We start from the raw sequence: 22,048 nt of genomic DNA, 5'->3' as shown, positions 1-22,048 counted from the left end.
GTGTCGTGTTGTGAGAGAGCCGGTCGAAGCCTTAGGCTGTGCGCCACTTCAACCCGCGTGAATATCCCATGGTCATCGAGAAAAAGATCAATACGGCGTCCGTGAACCTGAAATCGTTGGACCCACTGGACCATAGCCTCGAGCTGCTGCATTTCGGTTTCCGCGGCCTGACGGTGGAGGCCGACCGCTTTCTCGAGGCGCGTGGGCTGTCCCGTGTCCACCACCGCATTCTGTATGTGATCGCCCGCGCCGATGCAATCAGCGTCGGTGAACTGGCCACCACTCTGGGCGTCAGCAACCAGGCGCTGCATCGTCCACTGTCGCACCTGTTCGAACAGACGCTGGTGCAATACACCCGCGAGCCAGGCCGGCATCGCTTCAAGCTGCTGGCCCTGAGCGACGCAGGCGCGGCGCTGGAGGCCGAGGCCACCGAGCGGGAGCGACGCACCTTGCGTGATGCCTTCGCCAACACCGACGCCGACGGTCAGGACGCCTGGCGACGGGTGATGCTGGCGCTTGCCGAACACCTCAACTGAGCCGTCTCAGGTGATGCGCTCGCGCACCACGATGCACTTGGTCAGCGGCTGAATCAGGGCCTGCGGTGCATCCTCCCAGCCCACCACCTGCGGGTTGACCAGCAGCGGATCGCAGCAGCCGCTGTGCACCAGGTCCAGCACCTTGGGGATGTGCTGCTGCACGCTGCAGGCGCCAACCGAGAAGGTGACGTCACGCAGGTACATGTCGAACAGCGGAATCTTCGGATCGTCGAAGATGATGCCGATGCACGAGCAATGCCCGCCAGGGGCCAGCGCCAGCAGGCCACGGCGCAGCGCCTGATGATCACGGGTGGCAGAGATCACAAGGTCATAGCTGCGGTCGAGATCGCTTCCTGCCAGATCGACACCGGCGCCACTGCGCGCGGCTAGCTGCTGACGCAGCGGATGATCATCGAGGTAGTCCACGCTGGCCGCACCGGCGGCCCGCGCCATCTGCACGGCGAGCACACCGAGGCTTTCCGTGCCGCCGACCACCAGCACACGGGCATCCTGGCGTGTGGCCAGCGGCCGACTGGCGGCTACCCAGGCATCGGTGAGGTTGTCGCTGGCACTGGAGACTGCCACCGGGTCGAGCCCGGCGGGCAATGGCACCAGCATGGCGTCGGCGAACGGCACCATCACCAACTCGGAGAACAGCCCACCCCAGTGACCACCCGCCGGCACGCCATAGGCAGCCATGCGCGGCACCGCCGTGCAGGCGCTGGAACGCCCGGCCAAGCATTGCGCACAACTGCCACAGGCGATCTTCCAAGGCACCGAAACCAGATCGCCACGGCGCACATGGCGTACCGCCGAACCCACCTCCAGCACTTCGGCCACGCATTCATGGCCCAGTGCGAACGGCGGTTTGAACGGCGTGGTACCGGCGATCAAGCGCCGATCCAGATCACAGGAGGCCGAGGCGATGGGCCTGACCAACGCACTGGCCGCAGTAGCAAGTTGTGGATCGGGCGCCTCGACCCAGGCCAGCTGGCCGGGGCCCTGAACCATGAGCGCCTTCATGCCTTGGCCGCTCCGATGACGAAGGTCGTGGTGGCCTTGGCGCACAGCTTGCCCTGTGCATCGACGATCTGCGCATCGCAGATCGCCAGGCTGCGGGTGCGCTCGACCACCCAACCACGCACCTGGTAGGCCTCGCCGGGGCGCAACGGGCGCACGTACTTGACGTTGAGGTCCACCGTCGAGTGCGGCACGTCCGCCTCGAGGATGGAGAACAGCGCCAGTGCCGCGGCACCGTCCAGGCAGGTGGCAGCAAAACCGCCATGCACGGCGCCGGCCGGGTTCAGGTGACGCTGATCCGGGCGCCCCTCCAGGGTGATGCTGCCCGCCGCCACCTGCACCGCATGGATACCCATGGTCTCGCCGATGGGCGGCGCCGGCAGTTCACCGCGAATCAGGGCTTGCAGGGCCTTCAGGCCGGAGGTCGCGGGCAGCGAGGCGAAATCATTCATGGCGGTACTCCTCAAACAGGAACGGCGCAGTGCGCAGGCATTGGCCTGCACCAGTGCAGGACTGCTCGTACGGTAGCCTCTGCTCAGCACTCATATCAATATTATTGAAATGACAAACAAGGGGGCATTCCAGACATCGCTGTCTGCAACCAAAGTCGCACCAACCGATCACCGCTGACCGGCATGGATACGGCACAATCAGCCACCGCTGGAAAAGGACAACAGGCCGATGCTGATCGATGAAGAACTGACCCTGAAAAAGCTGGAGGTCTTTCTCGCCTTTATGCGCAGCGGCAACCTGGCGCGTGCCGCCAGCGAGCTGCAGACCAGCAATGTCAGCGTGCACCGCGCCATCCATTCGCTGGAAAGCGCGCTGCGCTGCCCACTGTTCAAACACGAGGGGCGCAACCTGATTCCGCTGGAGAGCGCCTATGTGCTGGAAGAGAAGGCGCAGAAGCTGATCCAGGACGCCCAAGAGATGGTGCGCCTGACCCGCGAAGCGGCAGGCTTCGGTGCCGAGCGCTTCAAGCTCGGTGCACTCTACTCGCTGACGGTGAAGACCGTGCCGCAACTGATCATGGGCCTGAAGCTGCGCCGCAGCGAGCTGAACATCGACCTGGTGCTCGGCTCCAACGTCGACCTGCTGTACAAGCTGAAAAACATGGAGCTGGACGCCATCCTCATCGCCCTCGACGACAGCATCAGCGACCCGGACTGCGAGCAGCTGGCGCTGTTCTCCGATGACATCTTCCTCGCCGCGCCCAACGATTCGCCCTTCGCCGATCACGCCGAAGTGGACCTGGCCGATCTGCGCGACCACACCTTCATCACCCTGACCCAGGGCTACGCCACCTTCCGCGATGGCACCCGCGTATTCCAGCAGGCCGGTTTCGAACCCAAGGTGGCGATGCAGGTGAAGGACATCTTCACCCTGCTCAGCATGGTCAGCTCCGGGGTTGGCTATGCACTGCTGCCAGGACGCGTGGCGGCGGTGTACGAGAACCGGGTGAAGCTGATCCCACTGCAGGCCAAGTATCACCTGCAGCAGCATATCGGCGTGGTCTTTCTCAAGGCCAAGGAGCGCGACCCGAACCTGCTGGCGCTGCTCGCCGAATGCCGGATGTACAGCCGGCAATCCTAGGCGGCAGGTCGTTCCTACGCGGCAATCCTGGTGCGCACCGCGCACCCTACCTGCTTCAGCCGCGGCAATTGCCTCTGAAACAGGACGGCGCTTTCAGCCGGAATAAAAAAGCCCGCCATGACGGCGGGCGAAGTGTCAGCCCATAAGGCCGCGCATCAGAAAGTAGAGCAAGGATGGGCCGAGCAGGCAGCCCAGTGCGGTGTAGAAGGCTGCGGTCAGGCAACCGTACGGCACCAGCTTGGGATCGGTCGCCGCCAGACCACCGGCCACGCCGCTGGAGGTGCCCATCAGGCCGCCGAAGATCACCGCGCTGCGTGGGTTGTTCAGGCCGATATAGGGCGCAATAAAGGGCGTGGCCACCATCACCAGAATCGCCTTGATCAGGCCGGCAGCGATGGACAACGCCATCACGTCGGAGCTGGCGCCGATGGCTGCACCGGTCACCGGACCGACGATATAGGTGACCGCGCCGGTACCGATGGTGGTCAGGCTGACCACGTCGGTGTAACCAAAGGCCATGGCCACCCCGACACCGGCCACGAAGGAAGCGAAGACGCCGACGAACAGCGCCAGCACCCCGGCGAAACCGGCGCGTTTGAGTTCTTCGACACTCACCCCGAAACCGGTGGCGACGATGGCGAAGTCACGCAGCATGGCGCCGCCGAGCAGGCCGATACCGGCGAACAACGGGATGTCCACCAACCCCTTCTGTCCGCCCGTGTAGGCGCCGCCGATATAGGACAGCAGCAGGCCAAGCAGGATGGCGATAGCCGAGCCGTGCAGACGGCCCTTGGTGAACTTGTCGGAAATCCAGTACGACACCCACATGGTGATGCCGATGATGGCGAAGCCGCTGAGCAGGCCGTAGCCGGTAATGACCTTCATCAAAGATTCGTACATGGCAATCACCGTGGCGCTTTGTTCAGGGAGGGGGCAACGTCGGTTTCAGGCTTCTTTTGCCCGATGCGGCTCAGTGCGGGGACCAGCGCAAAACCGATAGCGACGGCAGCGGTGCCAGCGAGAATCGCCATCGGCCCGCCTTTGAGGGCACCGTAGACGTTCTGCTGGGCGGCCATGGCGACCACGATGGGAATGTAGATGGCGCTCCAGAACTCCACGCCCTGTTCCGACTTGCCAGTGAACAAACCACGCTTGCTCAGGTAACTGCCGAGGAAGATCAGCAGGATCATGGCGATACCAACACCGCCAACGTTGGCGGGTACGCCGATGAGTTTGCCCAGCAGTTCACCGATGAAGATGCCTGCCAGGGTGCAGAACGCCAGGAAGGCGACACCGTAGATGATCATTGTTGTTGTCCTCGTCTTACGTATCGAAGTTGTTGTTTTTGTGCTTCGGTAAACGCTACGGCTCAGCGGTCGCGGCTTACCTCCTGACGCAACATGGCGTCGAGTGTATCCAGACGTGCGCCTTCGAAGGCGATGGCCTGGCCGGCGTCGAAGACGCGTCGGGCAAGCCCGGTGAGCACGCCGCCGGGCGGCAGTTCCAGATGCAGGCGCACGCCGCGTTCATAGGCGGTGACGAGCGTGGCCTGCCAGTCGACGACGCGGCTCATGTTGTAAGCCAGGTCATCGCGCAGGGTTTCGGGATCACGGATCAGGCGCGCCGAGCTGCTGCTCAGGTAGCGCACCTGCGGTGTACGCAGCTCGACACCCGCGAAGGCGTCGGCCAGCTCGCGTGCCGGGCCGTCGAGCAGTTCGCAGTGCGACGGCACGCTCATGGCCAGGCGCTTGGCCGCACCGGCACCGAGCGCGCGAGCACGTTCGGCCACCGCCGCCATGGCGGCATCGCTACCGGCGATCACCAATTGGCTTTCGCCGTTGATATTGGCCAGGTATACCGGGCCGTCGGCGTCGACCAGCAGACGTTCGATGCCGGCTTGGTCGAGACCGAGGATGGCGGTCATGCCGTAGCCACTGGGATAGGCGCGTTGCATCAGTTCGCCACGCAGGGCGACCAGACGCACGGCAGCGGCGAAGTCCAGCGCACCGGCCACCACAGCAGCGGCATAGGCGCCGATGGACAGGCCGGCGACGTAGTCGGGGCGATGCCCACGTTCGCTGAGTAGACGCGCGGTGGCGACGCCAGCGATCAGCAGACAGAGCTGCACGGCGCGCGTGCTTTGCAGGGCTTCGGGCGAATCCAGCAAGCGCACGTCCTCGTCCAACGCGACGCTGGCCTGCTCGATACAGGCCTGCACCACCGGCGTGGCGGGCAATGCCTGGAGCATCCCGTGCTGCTGCGCGCCTTGGCCGGGGAAGGCCCAGAGCGTACTCACGCCGCCACCTGCTGCAATTGCCACGGATCGCGTACCAGCAGCGGACCGTCCTGGGTTTTCAGCAAAACGCGCGGCGCCTCGCTGGCCCACTCACGCAACGCCACGGCGCCGTATGGGGTTTCCAGTTGCAGGTCGATACGACCGGGTGCCTCGTCCAGCAGGCGGCAAAGAGTGCGTGCCCAGTCGCGCGGCAGTTGGTGTGACGCACGCAGCGACAGATCGAGATCGCTGTCCGGATGCGCAGCGGCGATGCCGCTGGCCAGCTCGAAGCCCAGGCTGCCGGTGACGCCCCAGGCCAGGCCGAGGGCATCGAGACGCGGCGCCAATTGATTCAGGGCGCGCAACGCCGGCCACTGCGGCTGAGCGTGGCTACGCCAACGCCCGGACCGCGCCACGGCCTGCGGGCTGACCAGACGGCTGATCTCGTTCACACGCATCCAGGTGGCATGGCGTTGTTCACGCGCCACGCCACGTATGCCCACCGCCACCCAACCGGGCTCGGCCGATGCCCGTCGCACCACCACCGGCACATGCCTGCCCAGGGCGGCACGAGCCCAGGCCGGCGCCTCCTGCGACAGATGCTCAGGGCGCAGGCCCCAGAGCAGATCATGTGGACGAGGTGTCGGGTGCATCGGTATTTCCTCTGTAGGGCGGGTGCAACCCGCCATTTCACGTCATTCAGAGTTGGCGGGTTTCACCCGCCCTACGTTTCACCACTGCGCACGCAGAGCTTCGCGCACCTGGGTGGAAGCCACGCGGTTGGCGGCGCCCAGGCGGCTACGCAAGTTGCGCGGGCTGCCTGCGATAGCGGCCAGGGCACGGCTCAGGGCGTCCTGCACGCAAGCCAGGTCGGCGGCCGTCGGCTGCGAGGCCTGTTCCACATCGAGCACCTCCGCCAGCAGGCCAAGCGAGGCGTAGTTGTCCAGGTCGTAGGCCATGGGCGGCACGCTGGCGGCCAGCGCCTCCAGCTCATCGACGCTACGCAGGGTGATGCGCGCGGCGGCGGCCTTGCCCATGGCATGCACCATGACTCCGGCATCGCGCAGGGCGATCAGGCGATTGGCCTGGTAGCCGTGGGCGAGAAAGGCGCCGGACATGGCCTTGCCCACCAGCAGGCCGATCACCGCATGGCCGGCCAGGCGGGCACGGGCATAGGCGTCCACCGCGCCAGCCAGTGCCTGATGGATGCCATAGGCCTCCTCACGCCGGCCGTAGGCCTGGCTGGGCACATCGACGATGGCGATCAGCGCACGCTTGTGCGGGTTGTCGCGATCCGCCTCGATGGCCTCATCGACCGCCTGTGCCAACCCCCAGCCCTCGAGCAGGCCAACCTCACCGTTGCGGGCGCGGGGGAAGGGATTGCTGGCATCGGCGATAACCGCCAGATAGCGCACCGCCTGACCGGCCAGTTCGCCATCGGCCACCCGCAGCGAAGCAGGCAACCCTTGTTGTGGCTGGGCATCACCGGTCAGGGCCTGAAACCAGTGCAGGCCGCGTTGTTCCTGTGCAGTTGTCATGTTCATGCTCCCTGGTAGGCGCTGCGCACGGCAGCGGCATCGGCCTGGACGGACGTGTCGACAGCGCGCAGGCGCTGGAGGAACCAGGCGTGACGACGGCTGCGTTCCTGCGCCGGTTTGCCCTTGGCGAACAGCCCATGCAGTTCGCCGCGGATCGCCTCCACGTCGTCGCTGACATAGCCGTCGACCAGGCCACTGGCGTAACGCTGTTCGCCGCCGGTCAGGCTCCAGATGAAGGGACGGTCACGCGAGTCGTATTCGTCCAGCCCGGCTTCCTGTTCGATCACCTGCGGGCCGTTGAGGCCCAGGCGCGCTTCGCGGGTCACCAGCAGATAGCTGCACAACCCGGCAGCGATGGACATGCCACCGAAGCAGCCGACCGGGCCCGCGACCAGGCCGATCACCGGCTGAAACTCTCGCAGTTCGACGATGGCGGCCTGGATCTCGGCGATGGCCGCCAGGCCCAGGTTGGCCTCCTGCAGGCGCACGCCACCGGTTTCCAGCAGTAGCACGGCGCGAGTCGGCGTGCCGTTGCGGTTGTCTTCGGCGGCCAGCTCCAGGGCACCGGCAATCTTCGCCCCGCCTACTTCCCCCAGACTGCCGCCCTGAAAGGCGCCTTCGATGGCGATGACCACCGCTGGCTGACCATCGATCAGCCCCTTGGCCACCACCACACCGTCATCGGCCTGCGGCACGATGCCCTGCTTGGGCAGCCAGGGCGACATCAGCCGGGCAAAGGGGTCGAGCAGCTCGCGGAAACTGCCGGCATCGAGCAGTGCGCGGGCACGCTCGCGGGCACCGAGTTCGGTAAAACTGCGCTGCGCCAGCAGGCGCGCAATGTCTTGCTCAGCCATGGTTCAGTTCCTCCAGGCCCTGTTCCAGGCGCAGGCGCACCACACCCGGCGTGGCGCCGAAATCATGAATGGAGATGTTCAGCGCGGGCAGCTGCTGCTCGCGAAACATGCGCTCGAACAGCAATTGCCAGCGCGGCGCACTGCCGTTCACCGAAGTGACCACTTCGATGGCCAGGGTGCCGGCCTGGCCGGGTTCGAGCAGCACCTCCAGGTCGCCGGAGCCGACACAACCCACCAGCGCGCGGCTCTGCGCCGGTTGCCCGGCGGGAAATTCAAAGGACAGGGTTTCCATTTCACAGACTCCCAAGCTGCGCCGGCAGGCCATGCTGCAGGCGGTCGAGGAACAGGGTGGCGGCGAGCAGATCGGCAGCGCCGCCAGGCGAGGCGCGCAGGCGCAACATGTCGCGTTCGAGGTCACGCAGCAGGCGACGTCCGTCGAGGCTGGCGCAACCGCCAGCGGCGAGCACCGCGCGGGCACCGCTCTGCATGCAGCTCAGCCCGGCCATGCCGGCGCGGTAGAGCACACAGGTGTCGGCCAGCTGGGTCATGATCGCCAGCAGCGCATCGAGGCGGGCGTTCTGCTCGCCTGCCCCGGCGGCTCGGCTGCGCGCCAGTTGCGGCAGGGCCTGCTGGATCACCGCGGGAAAGCCAAGCTGCGCTTCCTCCCGTGCCCCATGCACACCGTACAAACGGCAGACCTGGGCGCCATGGCTGTCGCCAGTGACGGGCGCGGCGCGGTCATTGAGCAGGGCCAGGCGTGCGGCGCGCACGGCGACCTGCGCTGGCGCCAGTGCGGTCACGTCCAACGCCGCAGCGGTGTTGAGCAGCCCTAGCGCCCAGATCGCGCCGCGATGGGTATTGACGCCGCCAGTGACGCGCAGCATCTCCACCTCGCCTTCACGGCCGATGCGCCCGACGTCCTCACGCAGTGCCTGGTCAATGGCGCCGCGTTGCTGCGCGGCCTCGGCCATGGCCTTGAAGCTAGGCCACAGCGCCAGCGCCGAGGCGTGCATCAGGCCCAGGTGCAGATCGGTGTGCGCGCCGTTACCGCGACGGTCGACCAGGCCCGGCTTGGGCGACAGGTCGGCCTCGTCGATCAGCGCATCGACCACCAGGTCGGCCAGCCAATCGCCTAAAGAGAGCTTCGGCTGAATTGCAGTCAGTGCATTCATCACCAGCTCCTGAACTTGGCGGGCGGGTTGTACAGGCCGCCCGACCACTCGACCAGCTCGGCGATGCTCTTGGCCGCGAGCAATTCGCGGCTGGCATCGGTGCGGCGGATGCCGAGGTCTTCGGGCAGGGCGATCAGCCCTTCGCGGCGCATGCGCGCGGTTTCTTTCGGGTCATGGCGCAGGCCGATGGCGGTGACGCCGGCGACTGCGGCGATCATTGCCTGACGCTCTTCCAGGGTGCGCGCCTTGTACAGGTAGGCGATGCCTTCCTCGGTGAGCAGATGGGTGACGTCGTCGCCGTAGATCATGATCGGTGCCAGCGGCATGCCAACCTTCTTCGCCATATCTACCGCATCGAGCTGCTCGACGAAGGTGGGTTTGCCGCCCTCCTGGAAGGTCTCGACCATCTGCACCACCAGCTTCTTGCCGCGTTCGAGCAGCGGCGCTTCGCTGTCGCCAGGACGCATGTCCAGCCAGGCGGGGGTCGAATGGCGCCGACCGCGCGGATCGTGGCCCATGTTCGGCGCACCGCCGAAGCCGGCCAAGCGACCCCGGGTCACTGTGGAGGAATGACCATCACCGTCCACCTGCAAGGTGGCGCCGATAAACAGGTCGACCGCGTACTGCCCGGCCAGCTGGCACATCATGCGATTGGAGCGCATCGAGCCATCGCGACCGGTGAAGAACACATCCGGGCGCTGGGCGATATAGCCTTCCATGCCCAGCTCGGTGCCGAAGCAGTGCACGCTTTCCACCCAGCCGGTCTCGATGGCCGGGATCAGCGTCGGGTGCGGGTTGAGCGTCCAGTTGCGGCAAATCTTGCCCTTCAGGCCAAGCGACTCACCGTAAGTCGGCAGGATCAGCTCGATGGCGGCGGTGTTGAAACCGATGCCGTGGTTGAGCGACTGCACGTTGTGTTTGTCGTAGATGCCGCGGATCGCCATCATCGCCATCAGCACGTGCACCGACGTGATGTGGCGTGGGTCGCGGGTGAACAGCGGCTCGATGTAGAACGGCTTGTCCGCCACCACCACGAAGTCGACCCAGGAAGCGGGGATGTCCACGCGCGGCAGCTCGTCGACGATCTCGTTGACCTGAAAGATCACGATGCCGTCACTGAACGCCGTGGGCTCGACCAGCGCCGGGGTGTCCTCGGTGCTCGGGCCGGTGTAGATGTTGCCGTGGCGGTCGGCCTGGAAGCCGGCGACCAGCGCGACATTGGGGATCAGATCCACCAGCAGGCGCGAGTACAGCTCGATGTAGGTGTGGATGGCGCCGACTTCCATCTGCCCATCTTCGAGCAGCTGGCCGATGCGCAGGCTCTGCGGCCCGGCGAAGGAGAAGTCGAGCTTGCGGGCAATGCCGCGTTCGAACAGATCGAGGTGCTCGGCGCGGCTGACGCTGGGCATGATCATGTGCAGATCGTGCAGACGGCCAGGGTCGGCCTTGGCCAGCGAGCGGGAGAGGAAATCCGCCTGCTTCTGGTTGTTGCCTTCGAGCACCACGCGGTCGCCGGGGGCGATCAGCGCTTCGAGCGCGGCGACGATCTTGTCGCTGGGCAGGACCACGCCATCGGCGAGGTTGCGCACCTGATCGAGTCGCCGGGCTTTTTCAGCGCGACGACGCGACCACTGCGGCGGTGGGGATATTGTTGTTGTCATTGAAGACTCCACGAGTTCCGCTGTCGTGGAGACACATTAGGAGCGTGACCCTTGGGTCATCAATCAAGCAGCCGACGCAATCGTTACGCCTAGGTTAACGATTGCTCAACCGCGGGCGTCAGCGGCACCATCCAGCGTCGAACGAGCGGGCGTCTTGGCCACTTCCAAGCGGTCACGACCGCGTTGCTTGGCCTGGTAGAGCAGTTGGTCTACGCTGTTGAGGAAGTCCAATGGGCGGTCGTGGCCGCCCGGCACAATGGTGCCCACACCGAGGCTGATGGTGAGCAGGGACGACACCGACGAGCGCTCGTGGGCAATGCGTTGCTGGCGTACCTGCTGGCGGCAGCGCTCGGCAATATGGCGGGCGGCGGCCTCGTCGGTCTCCGGCAGCACCAGCACGAACTCCTCGCCGCCGAAGCGGCCGACAAAATCTCGGGGCCGGCTGGCCGCGCGGCTCAGGGCCTGGCCGACACTCTTCAGGCAATCGTCGCCCTGGATATGGCCGTAGTGGTCGTTGAACTGCTTGAAGTGATCGATATCCAGCAGGATCAGTGACAGCGGCTGCTGGGTGCGCTGGGCATTGGCCCATTCGGTGGCCAGCACGCTGTCGAACATGCGCCGGTTGGCCACACCAGTGAGGCCGTCCTTGTAGGAGTATTCCTCCAGCTGCTTCTGCAGGGTCAGCAGCTGCTCCTCGGTCTTCTTGCGCTCACTTATGTCGAACATGAAGCCGATCAGCGAGTCCACCTCGCCGTTGTCATCGCGCACCACGTGCACCACGTCGCGAATCCACACGTAATCGCCGGCGGCGGTCAGCGCGCGGTAGTCGGCCTCATGATCGACGCCGTTCTGTGATTGCGAGATGCAGAACTCCACCACCTTCTCGCGATCGTCCGGGTGCATGCGCGTCGCCCAGTCCTCGGCACTGACCCAACTGGCCTGCGACCAGCCCAACAGCGTCTCGATCTGCGGGCCGATGTAGGCGAAAGTCATGCTCTTCCAGTCGATCTTCCAGGGAATAGCCCGGGTGGACTCCAGCAGGGTCTTGTAGACCGCCTGATCAGTTGCTTCGCTCATGCCCGTCACCTCTGCTCGACTTGCGCTCTGTTATAGCGCAAATGCGGGTCGCCGAGGTGACGGCCTGGCGAATGGCTATCAGGCCTCTTTGGCCTGCAGACCGGCGTACAGGCGGGTCAGCTCGTTGAGCTGGCGGAACAGCGAGTCGGTGCTGACGGTGATCACGGTCGGCACGAAGTCCTGCGAGGCATGCAGGTCGATGCCTTTGAGGGTGAAGCCCCAGTGGGCACGGGCGCGACGCTGGGCGTTGGCGATTTCCTCGTTCGGCGTACCGCGGGCTTCCAGCTCCTTGAGGATGGTTTCGAAGTCGCTCACTGCCTTGTCCAGCTTGGCATCCAGGTCTGGCGCCTGCACATGCCAGGACTTGGCCATGTAGAGCATTGCGATGCGCTGGGTCTGCACGCGGGCCCAGCCGGTGCGGTGGACCGATGCGCCCATGGCGCCCAGGTGCTTGCCCATCAGCTCACTGACGGTCTGCGTCTGCTGCAACAGCTCTTCACTGGTCGCCAAAACCTGCACGGCCTTGGCCTGTTCGGGTTTCGCCTCCAGCTGCTGACGGTAGGTGGCCCAGGTGCCGTCGATCTTGGCCAGCGCGGCCTTGATCTCGGCAGTCGGCGCGTAGGCGGTCAACGCCTTGTGACTGGCATCGAAACGCTCGATGGTTTCCTGCAGCTGACGCTGGGCAGCATCCACGCGCACATCGGCACCGAGCATCAGGTAGTTCTTGGCCATGCGTTGGGTCAGCGAGCGCTGCAGACCGGCCATGTTCATGGCCTCGGAATCGCTCAACTGCGCCAGACTGGGCACGCTGACCAGTGCGGTGCAGGCAAGCAGGATGAGAGTCAGGTACTTCTTCAACACGTCGGTACTCCAAAATTCGAGAACAAGGCAATGCACCGGGAGCAGGCGCTACCGGCAACGGGTTGAACCCTTGAGTGCGGGGTTTTTATTGGAATGCGAGGGGCAGTTTCGACGGGCGCCAGGCCCAGATGCTGCGGAAAAGGGCGCAATGATAGCTGCTAAAACGCCATCATTCTGTGCGACCAGTCATGAAGCGGACGACTGGTCGCCCGCTCGGCTGCAGCAACCAATAAAAAAGCCGCCAGTCGCCATGAAACAAGGGGGAAAGCGACTGACGACTGAGGAATCACGCCCAGGCGATCAGGACAGCAGGCTGACCACGCTGGAACGGCTGATGTTGGCCTGGGCCACCACGGTCTGAGTCACCGCCGCATAGCTGCTTGGGCTGCGACGCATCAGGCTGAACACTTCTCCGGCGAAATCACGCGCCCATTCGCGCTCGTTCTGCTCGGCATGACGAGCGAGAAACTCGCGTATCTCATCCTGCCGATGACTGAGCTGCTCACGCAGCGAACCGATCTTGTCCAGCGCTGCGACCACTTCATCCAGTGCACGCCGTAGCTCACGGGCACCCTCCAGACGCGCCGCATCGGGCAGACGCAGCAGCTGTTCTTCCTGGCTGGCCAGCGGCGCGGTACTCGGCGGCGCCAGCTTGCCCTCACCCTGAACGCGCAGTTCGCCCTTGAGCTGCTGCCACTCGCTTTCACGGGCGCTAAACTTGAGCACGCCACCGTTATCGATTTCGGCGCGAATACCAGCTGGGCCGAGCCCAGCGTTGAAACGACGGAGAATCTGCTGCTCGCTCAAGCCCTCATCGAGCACCACCGCCAGCGGCTCGGACAGCTTACGCCCGGCACTGAACAGCAGGGTCTCCTTGCCGGCCTGCTGCACCGAGGCAATTGAGTCCAGCCCTTGCAGACTGAAGCGACTGCGCACTGGCTCGCTGAGACGCAATTTGAAGGTGGCATCCAGCGCTTCGCCGGAACGCAGGCTGCGTTCGGCGAGCAGCTTACTTACCTGTTCCAGCTCGTGTTTGATGCCTTCGCGTTCACCTACCTGAGCATTACTCAGCTCGCGACCGAGGCTGAGCTTGAGCTGACCGAGCCGCCCAGCCAGGTCGCCGAGGTAACTGTCGGCAGCCTGCATCGAGGTCAACTGCTGGTTGAGTTGCAGGTTGAAGGTGGCGCTCTTGCCACGCGGCTGTGACATAGCCTCAGCGGACAGCTGCTTGCGCTGGCGCTGCAAGGGTTGCTCGCCCTGCACTGGCCGACGGGCCTGGGGATCGAGCGCCGTGACGACCGGGAGCTGTTTGTCGACCTTGATCACCAATGCCACTCCTTACAGCAGGCTGAACAGCGACATCTGGTTGATCTTCAGATAAGTCTTCTGCGTCGCCCCCAGTGCCAGCTGGTAGTTGTTCAGGTCAATGGTAGCGCCGGCATAGTCCAGCTGCGAAAGCTCACCTTCGATCTTCTGATTGACCAGCGACACATCCTCATTGCTGTCGGTCAGCAGAGTCAGAGCGTTCTGCCGACCGCCGAGTTCGGTGATCGAGCTCATTACACGTCCATGTGCTTCATCTAGGGCGCCAAGAGTATCGACGATCTGCTGGCGCACGGCAGGGTCAGTGACATCCAGCGCCGGGTCCTGCAGGGTATTGATCAGGCCGTGCAGATCATTGAGCACATCGACACCAGCGCCGAAAACGCTGGCGGCAGTGACGTTCTCGTCGACCAGCACACCATTGGCCACGGCGGCCTGGCGGTGCTTGTCGTTACCGGTGACGCTGTAGGTCTGGGTCGCAGCATCGAAAGCCAGCGCCGGGATGTCACTGAGGGTACCGGAGAACAGGTAGCGCCCCTCCTCGTCACGCACGTTGGCGAAGCTGAAGAGGGTGTCTTCGATGATAGACAACTCACCGGCCATGGCCGCAAGGTCTTCGCTGGTGTTCGAACCATTGGCCGCCCACAGCAACAGGTCACGCACGTTGAGCATGGCATCGGAGGTGGACTTGAGGTTGGCCTCCTGGGTCGACAGGCTGCCGGACACGTTGGCGATGTTCTTGCGGAACTGCTCCAGGCTCGCCTCTTCACGTTGCACGCGCAACACGCGCACGCTGGCTATGGGATCGTCCGACGGTAGCAGAATGCGCTTGCTGGTCGCCATCTGCTGCATCAGTTTGCCCAGCTCGGCAGAACTGGCGTTCATCGAGCTGTGCATCATCGAGGTGATCTGCGAGTTGGTGATGCGCATCATGGCTGAATCTCTCTGAAAACCGCGTCAGAACGCGGAAAGCATGTCGTCGAACAACTGGTTGGCGGTGCTGATCACCTTCATGTTGGCCTGGTAGGCCTGCTGGTAGGTCATCAGGTTGACCGCCTCCTCATCCAGGCTCACCGCGCTGACGCTATCGCGCTGCGACTGTGCCTGCTGAGTCACGGCAGTCGCCGACTTGAGGTCAGCCTGGTTCTGCCGGCTGTCGCTGGCGACCTGGCCGAGCAGGCCCGCGTAAGCGTCGTTGAGGGTGACCTGGCTGCCACCCAAGGTAATGGCCTGGTTCTTCAGACCGAGCAGATCGAGCAGCACTTCGTTGTTGCCGGTTTCGCCGGCCGCTGAGGAGAACGCCAGTTGTTCAGCGGTCAATGGCTCGATACGCAGCAGCGCGGTAGTGCTGGTGGGGTCATAGACGAACAACGGCTGGCCGGGGTTGCCGTTGAGATCGAAGCCTGTGGCGAGCACGTCATTGACCATCTGCGCCAACTGGCCGGCCATATCGTGCAAGGCGTCCAGATTCGGCCGCAGGTTGCTGTACTCGACGTCGTAGAGGCCACCGAAGGCGCCGCCAAAGCCATCCTGACGTAGCGGAAAGCTGGTACCGGCGAAGGCCAGGCTGACTTCCTGCTCACCGCTAGCGGTCATCGCTACCTTGAGCTGGCCGGCGGTCGGGCCGGCCACCAGCGGCTGGCCGTTGGCCAGGGCAACGCTGACCGAGCCATCCGGCACTTCGTTGATGCGCAGTTTGGCGAATTGGCTGAGCTGGCCGATCAGGCTTTCGCGGTGATCGCGCAGCGCGGTGCTGTCACCCTTGACCGACTCGGTCTCGACGATCTTCTTGTTGAGCAGCGCGATGTTCTCGGTCAGGCCGTTAATCTCGGTGGCCATGGCCGTACGCTGCTCCTGCAGCGCCTTGACCTGCGCATCGATGTTGCTGCTCAGGCCGTTGAAGCGCTGCGCAAGGTTACCGGCCTCGCTCACGATCTGCTGGCGCAAGGCGATGGAGCCGGGCGTGGCGCTGGCTTCGCTGAGCGCTGCAAAGAACTGGTCGAGACCGGCACTGATGCTCGAACCAGTGCCAGACATCAGTGCTTCCAGTGCGGTCAGGTACTGCTGCGAAGCGCCGTAGAAGTTCTCTTCGGTAGTCGCACGCCACAGCTGCTGATTGTGGAACTCATTGGTCATGCGACGAATGCTGATCACCTCAACCCCACCGCCGACGCTCAACCCGCCCTGCCCAGCCAGCGAACCAGTGATGGTCTGCAGGCGGCTGAATCCTGGCGTATTGACGTTGGCGATATTCTGCCCGGTGGTGGCCAAGGCCACCTGACTGGCACGCACGCCGCTGTAGGCAATCTGGTTGAGGATGCTCACGACTTAGGACTCCTGACGCTCGAAGCGCATCGGCTGAGCGAAGGCTGCCAGACGCAGCACGCGGGCATCGTCGGCAGCGGATTGGGCTGATACTGAAGACAGGGCGACGGAATCTCCGACGGACTTAAATTCGCCACGAGTCAGCACCTGCTTGCTGGCAACAGCACCGAGCAGCAGACCACTGTCGGCACTCAGAGCACTGGCCAGCTGCTGGCGGGTCTGCGCGCTGAGCGAGGTCTGCTGCTGTACGTCGTCCTTGACCGGTGTTTCACGGCTGACCAGATCGCCGAGAATCTTGCGCGTATAGTCGCGGGTTTCCTGAAACGGGATGCGCTCGATCCAGGCGCCCGTGCCGATCTCGCCGCTGCGCGGGTCGCCGTTGACCTTCAGCCACTCGTCGACACGACCGGGGCCGGCGTTATAGGCCGCCAGCGCCAACGCCTGATGGCCGTCATAACGCTGCAGCATCTTGTCCAGGTAGGCACTGCCCAGGCGCTTGTTGTAGCCGGCATCGCTGGTTAGGCGCGCCTCATCGAACGGCAGACCGAGTTCGGTGGCCATCTCCCGCGCGGTGTCCGGCATCAACTGCATCAGGCCACGCGCGCCCTTGGGCGACACAGCATCAACGCGTCCAGCCGACTCCTGCTGGATGACCTTGTCGACCAGGGCGAGAAAGCCCGCCGAGCCTTTGTCCCAGACGTTGCCCAGACCATCGACACCGCGCTGCCAGGTCGCGCGCAGCGGTTCCAGCAGGCTGCTGCCGGAGCGCTGTGGCAGCTCGGCCGACTGCGCCGCCAGCGCCGCGCCCTGCAGATCCGGCGCCCCACCCGCACCACCGGACAGCTGCTTGACCAGCATGTCGGCGATGCCAGTCTGCTTGCGCCCGGCCAGGGTCTCGGCCAGCACTTCGTCGTAGAAGTCGCGCATGGTGTCCATCTCGCGGCTGCGCATCGGGTTGCCTTCGGCGAGCACATCGCTGGCCTTGCGCATCTGCTTGAGGATTTGCTGCAGGAACAGCGCCTCGAACTGCTCGGCCGCGGCCTGCAGCTGCTGCTCGCGAGCGGTGCCAATACCGTCGGCACTGCCACGGTGGCTGCTCATGTGTTGGGCGAGGGAAACGATGCTCATGGCTCAGATCACGATCAGTTCAGCGTTTAGGGCACCGGCCTGCTCCAGCGCTTGGAGGATGCTCATGACATCGTCCGGGGTGGCGCCGAGGCTGTTCACGGTGTTGATGATGCTGTCCAGGCTGGCACCTTCTGGCCACTTGAACATGGCGTTCTTGTCCTGGCTGACGGCCACGTCGGAGCGCGGCACTACGGCGGTCTGGCCACCGGAGAAGGCGTTGGGCTGGCTGACCTGAGGATTCTCGCTGATGGTCACGGTCAGCGTGCCGTGAGCCACGGCGGCGGCCTTGACCCGCACGCCCTGGCCGACCACCACGGTACCGGTGCGGCTGTTGAACACCACCTTCGGTCGCTCACGCCCTTCCTCCACATCCAGACCTTCGAGCATGGCCATGAAGCCGATACGCTGGGTGCTGGTGATCGGCGCGCGGATGGAAATCTTGGTCGAGTTCAGCGCGCTGGCGGTGCCGCTGCCGAAGCGTCCGTTGACCGCTTCGACCACCTTGGCGGCAGTCTGGAAGCTGGGCTGGCGCAGGTTGAGCATGACTTCGTCACGGGTACTGAAATCGCTGGGGATCATCCGCTCGACGGTGGCGCCATTGGGTACGCGGCCGCTGTTGGCGGAGTTGATCGCCACGCTGGAGCCGCTCTGCCCGGTGGCATTGAGGCCGCCGACGACGATGGCGCCCTGAGCCAGGGCGTAGGTTTCACCGTCGACACCCTGCAGCGGCGTCATCAGCAACTGGCCGCCACGCAGACTCTTGGCGTCCCCCAGCGAGGCGACGGTGATGTCCACGGTCTGCCCCGGGCTATAGGACGGCGGAATTTCTGCGGTCACGGTCACCGCCGCGACGTTCTTCAACTTGGGGTCGACGTTCGGCGGCAGGTTGATGCCGAACTGCTTGATCATGTTGGCCACCGACTGGCTGGTGAAGCGCACCTGGTTCTTGTCGCCGGTGCCGTCCAGGCCAACCACCAGACCGTAGCCGATCAATTGGTTGCCGCGAATGCCTTCGATGTCCACCAGATCCATCAACGGCACGGCCTTGGTCGACAGTGGCCAACCCAGGACACAGGCGACGAGAATACGTTTGATCATGGTCTGGGCCTCAGAGCGGGAACAGCGGGCTGGTGAAGAAGCGCGTCAGCCAACCCGCCGAGTTGCTGTCACTGAGCACACCTCGGCCGGCGTAGGAGATGCGCGCGTTGGCCACGTTCTGCGAGGACACCTGGTTGCCTCGGTTGATGTCGTCCATACGTACCAGGCCGACCAGGCGGATGTACTCGTCTCCCTGGTTCAGGCGCAGGGCCTTCTCGCCCTTGATCAACAGCGTGCCGTTGGGCAGCACTTGATGCACGGTCACGGCGATGGAGCCACGCAGGGTGTTCTGCTGCGAGCTGCGCGCCGAACCGTTGAAATCGCGCTCGGCCTCGGCGGAGCTTTCCAGGCGGTCGTAGGCCTTGCCCAGCACCGTGGGGATGCCGATGGCGGCACTGGAGGTCTTGCCGAAGCTGGTGCCGGCGCTCTTGCTCGACTGGGTGGATTCGTCGAGTACCACGGTGAGGATGTCGCCGACCCGCACCGCGCGCTTGTCGCCGATCAACGAGCCGCTGTAGCCACTGCGGAACAGCCCGCCACCGGTGCTCGGCGGCACACTGTAGTCCAGCTGCAAGGGTTCGTAATGGCTCGAGTCTTCGTCGGGCAGCATCTCGTTGAAGCTGGTACAACCACCCAGAGTCAGCAGCAGAACGAGCGGGATCAGGCGCTTCATGGCGGTCACACGGTCTGGTTGAGGAACTGCTGCATGCCGGAGGCGGCATCGAGCACCTTGGCGTTGGCCTCGTAGGCGCGCTGGATGGAGATCATCGCCACCATGGCCTCGACCACCTGCACGTTGGAGCCTTCCAGCACACCCTGCTTGAGGTTGCCCAGGCCCTCTTCACCCGGTACGCCTTCGACCGGCTCGCCGCTGGCCACGGTCTCGCGGTAGAGGTTGCCGCCGAGGGCTTCGAGGCCACCCGGGTTGGTGAAGTTGACCAGGGTGATCTGGCCCAGCTCGGACGGCAGGCTATCGCCGGCCAGCACGGCAGTGACGATGCCGTCGCTGCCCACGGTGAAGCGGCTGCTGCCGGCCGGCACTTCGATGGCCGGGTTCAGCGGCAAGCCTTGGGAATTGACGATCATGCCTTCGGCATTGAGCTGCAATTGGCCGTTCTCGGTGTAGTAGATATCGCCGTTGGGCGCCTCGACCTGGAAGAAGCCGGCACCGACGATGGCCAGATCCATCGGCTGGCCGGTGGTCTGGATGCTGCCTTCGGTGAACACCTTCTGCGTGCCGGCCACGCGCACACCGCTGCCAAGCTGGATGCCCGAAGGCACGGTGTTGACCTCATCGGCCTGCGCACCCGGCTGCAGTTCGATGGCGTAGAACAGATCCTCGAACACCACGCGGTCGCTCTTGAAGCCATTGGTGTTGACGTTGGCCAGGTTGTTGGCCACGGCGCTCATGGCCTTGTCCTGAGCGGCCAGGCCGGTCTTGCTGACCCAAAGTGCGGAACTCATGTCGTGTCTCCTCTGTACCTGTAGCCCGGATGCAATCCGGGGAAATCGTCGTTTCTCGTCACCCGTAGGGTGGACCGGGCGGTGCTCCGCTGTAGGGTGGGCTTCAGCCCACCATTGCAGAGCGAGCCAGGTGGGCTGAAGCCCACCCTACGACTTCGCCCCGGCGAACCCTCAACTGCCGCGAATCATCCGGTTGCCGGCTTCGGACAGATCCTCGGCGGCCTTCATCATCTTCACCTGGGTCTCGAACAGGCGGTTCAGGCTCATGGTCGCCACCAGTTGGTCGATGGCGCCGACGTTGCTCGCCTCGAGATAACCGGAGACCAGCACCGGTGTCTCCATGCCCTCGGCCGGTTGACCGTCGGTGCGCGTCAGCAGACCGCTGGCGTCCTTGCTCAGGTCGGCAGCATCGACATCCACCACTCGGATGCGATCGACCTCGGCAGTGACGAAATCACCACGCGGGATCACCGACACGGTGCCGTCACGGCCAATGTGCAGGCTGTCGTACTCGGGCAGCACGATGGGGCCACCCTCGCCCAGCACAGCGCGGCCGTTCAGGGTCAGGCGCAACTCGGCATCGACCTGCAGCGCGCCGTTGCGCGTGTAGCGCTCGGCGCCTCCATCACCTTCGACGGTGAACAGGCCGCGGCCCTGGATCGCAATGTCGAGGTCGCGGCCGGTGGCCATCAGCTCGCCGGGCGCCAGGTTGACGCCGTTGTTCTTCACCCGCGCCAGGTGTCGGCTGTCGTAGCCGTAGCCTTCCACGGCGACGGCCTGGGCCTGTTCGAGATCGGCGCGAAAGCCGGGGGTGTTGACGTTGGCCAGGTTGTTGGCACGCACCGTGAGCGAGCTCATGGTGCGGCTGGCGGCAGTCATTGCGGTATAACCGAGACGGTCCATGGATCAGCCTCAGATCGCGCCGAACAGCACTTGGGTGAGTTCCTTGTTGGTGGTCAGCACCTTGGTGTTGGCCTGGTAGTTGCGCTGCCCCTCCATTAAGCCGACCAGTTGCTGGGTCAGGTCGACGTTGGAGTTCTCTAACGAACCAGCCACCAGCGCGCCGAACGGACCGACACCGGGCACACCGATCAGCGCGGCGCCAGAATCGGCGGTCTCCACCCAGGCAGTACCGCTGATGTTCTTCAGGCCGCCGGCGTTGGCGAAGGTAGCCAGCGCCACCTGACCCTGGAGCATGCGCTGGCCGTTGCTGTAGTTGGCATAGACCATGCCGTCCTTCTCCACCGACAGGCCGGTCTGCTCGCCCGCCGCGTAGCCGCTGGCGCGGTTGGTGGTGACGACGAAGTCGGAGCCGTACTGGCTGGAGTTGCTGTAGTCGATGGCGACGGCCATCGGGTCGACGCCCGGCAGGGCGAAGCCGACGTTGACCGGACCGACCGGCGCGGTGAGCGTGCCATTGGTGCCGAAGGTCAGCGCCTGCGGGCCGCCGACGGCGGTGTTGCCCTGGTAGTAATAGGCATCCCAGGTGTTGTCGCCAGTCTTCACGAAGTACTGGGTGAGGGTGTGTTCCTTGCCCTGCGAGTCGAACACCTTGGTGGTGTAGGTGGAGTTGTAGGTGTTCACATCCGCCGGGTCGAACGGCGCAGTGGCCGGTACGGTCTGGTTGGAATCCAGGTTCATGACGAAGGCCAGGGTGTCGGTGGCGCGGGCCGGCAGGTTGGCGTTCTGCAGCTGCAGGTCGCCCATGGCGCCGACCAACAGGTTACCGGCGGCGTCCACGGGATAGCCCTGCAGGGTCTGCCCGGCGGCGTTGACGATGTTGTTGTCCTTGTCGGCGCCGAACACGCCGGCGCGGGTATAGCTCAGGTCACCATTGGTGTCGCGGGTGACGAAGAAGCCGCCGCCGGAGATGGCAAGATCCAGGCTGCGCCCGGTAGTCACCAGGGAGCCGCCCTGGCTGATGCTCTGGGTGGTGGCCAGCACCTCCACACCCATCGCCTGGCTATCGGCGTAGATGCTGCCGAACTCGGTACGCGAGGACTTGAAGCCGGTGGTACCGGCGTTGGCGATGTTGTGGCTGATGGTGTTGAGCTGTTCGTTGACGGCGCTGAGGCCGGTCATGGCGATGTTGAAACTCATGGCGACTGGACCTTTGAATTGAA

Annotated in this window: 24 protein-coding genes; 2 read left to right on the top strand and 22 right to left on the bottom strand. The window is 64.7% G+C overall.

The annotated features are described in order from the left end of the window. Nucleotides 1–68 precede the first annotated feature (68 nt). On the top strand, nucleotides 69–536 hold the full coding sequence (locus tag BM059_RS12325; protein WP_037001846.1) for a MarR family winged helix-turn-helix transcriptional regulator: 468 nt from the start codon (nucleotides 69–71) through the stop codon (nucleotides 534–536). A 6-nt stretch (nucleotides 537–542) separates the two neighbouring features. Here BM059_RS12325 and BM059_RS12320 read toward each other — a convergent pair whose 3' ends face one another. Both BM059_RS12320 and BM059_RS12315 read right to left on the bottom strand, forming a co-directional pair. Continuing rightward, nucleotides 543–1,559, bottom strand: coding sequence for a zinc-dependent alcohol dehydrogenase (locus BM059_RS12320; protein WP_074938934.1), 1,017 nt, complete (start codon nucleotides 1,557–1,559; stop codon nucleotides 543–545). Further along, nucleotides 1,556–2,008 (bottom strand): PaaI family thioesterase, encoded by a 453-nt coding sequence (locus BM059_RS12315; protein ID WP_074938932.1) that lies wholly within the window; start codon nucleotides 2,006–2,008, stop codon nucleotides 1,556–1,558. Before BM059_RS12315 ends, BM059_RS12320 begins: the two co-directional genes overlap by 4 nt. A 229-nt stretch (nucleotides 2,009–2,237) precedes the next feature. Here BM059_RS12315 and BM059_RS12310 point away from each other — a divergent pair, with 229 nt between their 5' ends. After that, nucleotides 2,238–3,149: a LysR family transcriptional regulator gene (locus BM059_RS12310; protein WP_037001840.1), complete on the top strand. Its 912-nt coding sequence runs from the start codon at nucleotides 2,238–2,240 to the stop codon at nucleotides 3,147–3,149. Between the two features lie 135 nt (nucleotides 3,150–3,284). On the opposite strand, the gene madM is transcribed toward BM059_RS12310, so the two are convergent. The 20 genes from madM to flgE form a co-directional block, all read right to left on the bottom strand. Then, the gene (gene madM, locus BM059_RS12305; protein WP_037004807.1) at nucleotides 3,285–4,049 is read right to left on the bottom strand and encodes a malonate transporter subunit MadM; all 765 of its coding nucleotides are present in this window, start codon (nucleotides 4,047–4,049) and stop codon (nucleotides 3,285–3,287) included. Between the two features lie 5 nt (nucleotides 4,050–4,054). After that, complete coding sequence (madL, locus tag BM059_RS12300) at nucleotides 4,055–4,456, bottom strand: malonate transporter subunit MadL (RefSeq protein ID WP_037004795.1); 402 nt, start codon at nucleotides 4,454–4,456, stop codon at nucleotides 4,055–4,057. 62 nt (nucleotides 4,457–4,518) lie between these two features. Continuing rightward, nucleotides 4,519–5,445 (bottom strand): malonate decarboxylase subunit epsilon, encoded by a 927-nt coding sequence (mdcH, locus tag BM059_RS12295; protein WP_074938930.1) that lies wholly within the window; start codon nucleotides 5,443–5,445, stop codon nucleotides 4,519–4,521. Then, nucleotides 5,442–6,077: a malonate decarboxylase holo-ACP synthase gene (locus tag BM059_RS12290; RefSeq protein WP_074938928.1), complete on the bottom strand. Its 636-nt coding sequence runs from the start codon at nucleotides 6,075–6,077 to the stop codon at nucleotides 5,442–5,444. The genes mdcH and BM059_RS12290 overlap by 4 nt, the downstream gene beginning before the upstream one ends. A 78-nt stretch (nucleotides 6,078–6,155) precedes the next feature. Next, nucleotides 6,156–6,962 carry a biotin-independent malonate decarboxylase subunit gamma gene (gene mdcE / locus BM059_RS12285; RefSeq protein WP_074938927.1) on the bottom strand — a complete coding sequence of 269 codons (807 nt, stop codon included), beginning with the start codon at nucleotides 6,960–6,962 and terminating at the stop codon, nucleotides 6,156–6,158. 2 nt (nucleotides 6,963–6,964) lie between these two features. Then, a complete protein-coding gene (locus BM059_RS12280; protein ID WP_074938926.1) occupies nucleotides 6,965–7,816 on the bottom strand; it encodes a biotin-independent malonate decarboxylase subunit beta in 852 nt (283 codons plus the stop codon). Beyond that, nucleotides 7,809–8,108 (bottom strand): malonate decarboxylase subunit delta, encoded by a 300-nt coding sequence (locus BM059_RS12275; protein WP_074938923.1) that lies wholly within the window; start codon nucleotides 8,106–8,108, stop codon nucleotides 7,809–7,811. Before BM059_RS12275 ends, BM059_RS12280 begins: the two co-directional genes overlap by 8 nt. Before the next feature lies 1 nt (nucleotide 8,109). After that, nucleotides 8,110–8,988 carry a triphosphoribosyl-dephospho-CoA synthase gene (locus tag BM059_RS12270; protein ID WP_074938921.1) on the bottom strand — a complete coding sequence of 293 codons (879 nt, stop codon included), beginning with the start codon at nucleotides 8,986–8,988 and terminating at the stop codon, nucleotides 8,110–8,112. Beyond that, nucleotides 8,988–10,649 (bottom strand): malonate decarboxylase subunit alpha, encoded by a 1,662-nt coding sequence (mdcA, locus tag BM059_RS12265; RefSeq protein WP_074938919.1) that lies wholly within the window; start codon nucleotides 10,647–10,649, stop codon nucleotides 8,988–8,990. Before mdcA ends, BM059_RS12270 begins: the two co-directional genes overlap by 1 nt. Before the next feature lie 105 nt (nucleotides 10,650–10,754). Then, a complete protein-coding gene (locus BM059_RS12260; RefSeq protein WP_037005703.1) occupies nucleotides 10,755–11,726 on the bottom strand; it encodes a sensor domain-containing diguanylate cyclase in 972 nt (323 codons plus the stop codon). A gap of 78 nt (nucleotides 11,727–11,804) precedes the next feature. Beyond that, a complete protein-coding gene (locus BM059_RS12255; protein WP_037005704.1) occupies nucleotides 11,805–12,587 on the bottom strand; it encodes a type IV pili methyl-accepting chemotaxis transducer N-terminal domain-containing protein in 783 nt (260 codons plus the stop codon). Between the two features lie 300 nt (nucleotides 12,588–12,887). After that, nucleotides 12,888–13,910 carry a hypothetical protein gene (locus BM059_RS12250; RefSeq protein WP_037005712.1) on the bottom strand — a complete coding sequence of 341 codons (1,023 nt, stop codon included), beginning with the start codon at nucleotides 13,908–13,910 and terminating at the stop codon, nucleotides 12,888–12,890. A gap of 15 nt (nucleotides 13,911–13,925) precedes the next feature. Next, nucleotides 13,926–14,843 carry a flagellar hook-associated protein FlgL gene (flgL, locus tag BM059_RS12245; RefSeq protein WP_083413270.1) on the bottom strand — a complete coding sequence of 306 codons (918 nt, stop codon included), beginning with the start codon at nucleotides 14,841–14,843 and terminating at the stop codon, nucleotides 13,926–13,928. A gap of 24 nt (nucleotides 14,844–14,867) precedes the next feature. Then, on the bottom strand, nucleotides 14,868–16,235 hold the full coding sequence (flgK, locus tag BM059_RS12240) for a flagellar hook-associated protein FlgK (RefSeq protein ID WP_037005706.1): 1,368 nt from the start codon (nucleotides 16,233–16,235) through the stop codon (nucleotides 14,868–14,870). Between the two features lie 3 nt (nucleotides 16,236–16,238). Continuing rightward, on the bottom strand, nucleotides 16,239–17,363 hold the full coding sequence (locus BM059_RS12235) for a lytic transglycosylase domain-containing protein (RefSeq protein ID WP_074938917.1): 1,125 nt from the start codon (nucleotides 17,361–17,363) through the stop codon (nucleotides 16,239–16,241). Nucleotides 17,364–17,366: 3 nt separating this feature from the next. After that, on the bottom strand, nucleotides 17,367–18,461 hold the full coding sequence (locus BM059_RS12230; RefSeq protein ID WP_037005708.1) for a flagellar basal body P-ring protein FlgI: 1,095 nt from the start codon (nucleotides 18,459–18,461) through the stop codon (nucleotides 17,367–17,369). Nucleotides 18,462–18,471: 10 nt separating this feature from the next. Next, the gene (gene flgH / locus BM059_RS12225) at nucleotides 18,472–19,134 is read right to left on the bottom strand and encodes a flagellar basal body L-ring protein FlgH (RefSeq protein ID WP_074938991.1); all 663 of its coding nucleotides are present in this window, start codon (nucleotides 19,132–19,134) and stop codon (nucleotides 18,472–18,474) included. Between the two features lie 5 nt (nucleotides 19,135–19,139). Then, on the bottom strand, nucleotides 19,140–19,925 hold the full coding sequence (flgG, locus tag BM059_RS12220; protein WP_037005710.1) for a flagellar basal-body rod protein FlgG: 786 nt from the start codon (nucleotides 19,923–19,925) through the stop codon (nucleotides 19,140–19,142). Nucleotides 19,926–20,096: 171 nt separating this feature from the next. Then, on the bottom strand, nucleotides 20,097–20,828 hold the full coding sequence (locus BM059_RS12215; protein WP_074938915.1) for a flagellar basal body rod protein FlgF: 732 nt from the start codon (nucleotides 20,826–20,828) through the stop codon (nucleotides 20,097–20,099). Between the two features lie 9 nt (nucleotides 20,829–20,837). Further along, nucleotides 20,838–22,025, bottom strand: a complete 1,188-nt coding sequence (gene flgE, locus BM059_RS12210; RefSeq protein ID WP_037004267.1) for a flagellar hook protein FlgE — start codon at nucleotides 22,023–22,025, stop codon at nucleotides 20,838–20,840. Between the last annotated feature and the right edge of the window lie 23 nt (nucleotides 22,026–22,048).

The sequence above is a fragment of the Ectopseudomonas composti genome, from assembly GCF_900115475.1.
GTDB lineage: Bacteria > Pseudomonadota > Gammaproteobacteria > Pseudomonadales > Pseudomonadaceae > Aquipseudomonas > Aquipseudomonas composti.
This window is presented reverse-complemented; position numbering and strand designations above follow the sequence as displayed.

What these genes read in the sequence shown, in the direction of transcription:
- madM (WP_037004807.1), bottom strand. Translation starts at nt 4,049, where the DNA reads ATGTACGAATCTTTGATGAAGGTCATTACCGGCTACGGCCTGCTCAGC.
- BM059_RS12315 (WP_074938932.1), bottom strand. Translation starts at nt 2,008, where the DNA reads ATGAATGATTTCGCCTCGCTGCCCGCGACCTCCGGCCTGAAGGCCCTG.
- flgH (WP_074938991.1), bottom strand. Translation starts at nt 19,134, where the DNA reads ATGAAGCGCCTGATCCCGCTCGTTCTGCTGCTGACTCTGGGTGGTTGT.
- BM059_RS12235 (WP_074938917.1), bottom strand. Translation starts at nt 17,363, where the DNA reads ATGAGCATCGTTTCCCTCGCCCAACACATGAGCAGCCACCGTGGCAGT.
- BM059_RS12290 (WP_074938928.1), bottom strand. Translation starts at nt 6,077, where the DNA reads ATGCACCCGACACCTCGTCCACATGATCTGCTCTGGGGCCTGCGCCCT.
- BM059_RS12325 (WP_037001846.1), top strand. Translation starts at nt 69, where the DNA reads ATGGTCATCGAGAAAAAGATCAATACGGCGTCCGTGAACCTGAAATCG.
- flgL (WP_083413270.1), bottom strand. Translation starts at nt 14,843, where the DNA reads ATGATGCGCATCACCAACTCGCAGATCACCTCGATGATGCACAGCTCG.
- BM059_RS12260 (WP_037005703.1), bottom strand. Translation starts at nt 11,726, where the DNA reads ATGAGCGAAGCAACTGATCAGGCGGTCTACAAGACCCTGCTGGAGTCC.
- BM059_RS12320 (WP_074938934.1), bottom strand. Translation starts at nt 1,559, where the DNA reads ATGAAGGCGCTCATGGTTCAGGGCCCCGGCCAGCTGGCCTGGGTCGAG.
- mdcA (WP_074938919.1), bottom strand. Translation starts at nt 10,649, where the DNA reads ATGACAACAACAATATCCCCACCGCCGCAGTGGTCGCGTCGTCGCGCT.
- BM059_RS12280 (WP_074938926.1), bottom strand. Translation starts at nt 7,816, where the DNA reads ATGGCTGAGCAAGACATTGCGCGCCTGCTGGCGCAGCGCAGTTTTACC.
- flgE (WP_037004267.1), bottom strand. Translation starts at nt 22,025, where the DNA reads ATGAGTTTCAACATCGCCATGACCGGCCTCAGCGCCGTCAACGAACAG.
- BM059_RS12310 (WP_037001840.1), top strand. Translation starts at nt 2,238, where the DNA reads ATGCTGATCGATGAAGAACTGACCCTGAAAAAGCTGGAGGTCTTTCTC.
- BM059_RS12270 (WP_074938921.1), bottom strand. Translation starts at nt 8,988, where the DNA reads ATGAATGCACTGACTGCAATTCAGCCGAAGCTCTCTTTAGGCGATTGG.
- BM059_RS12230 (WP_037005708.1), bottom strand. Translation starts at nt 18,461, where the DNA reads ATGATCAAACGTATTCTCGTCGCCTGTGTCCTGGGTTGGCCACTGTCG.
- madL (WP_037004795.1), bottom strand. Translation starts at nt 4,456, where the DNA reads ATGATCATCTACGGTGTCGCCTTCCTGGCGTTCTGCACCCTGGCAGGC.
- mdcE (WP_074938927.1), bottom strand. Translation starts at nt 6,962, where the DNA reads ATGACAACTGCACAGGAACAACGCGGCCTGCACTGGTTTCAGGCCCTG.
- BM059_RS12215 (WP_074938915.1), bottom strand. Translation starts at nt 20,828, where the DNA reads ATGGACCGTCTCGGTTATACCGCAATGACTGCCGCCAGCCGCACCATG.
- BM059_RS12275 (WP_074938923.1), bottom strand. Translation starts at nt 8,108, where the DNA reads ATGGAAACCCTGTCCTTTGAATTTCCCGCCGGGCAACCGGCGCAGAGC.
- flgG (WP_037005710.1), bottom strand. Translation starts at nt 19,925, where the DNA reads ATGAGTTCCGCACTTTGGGTCAGCAAGACCGGCCTGGCCGCTCAGGAC.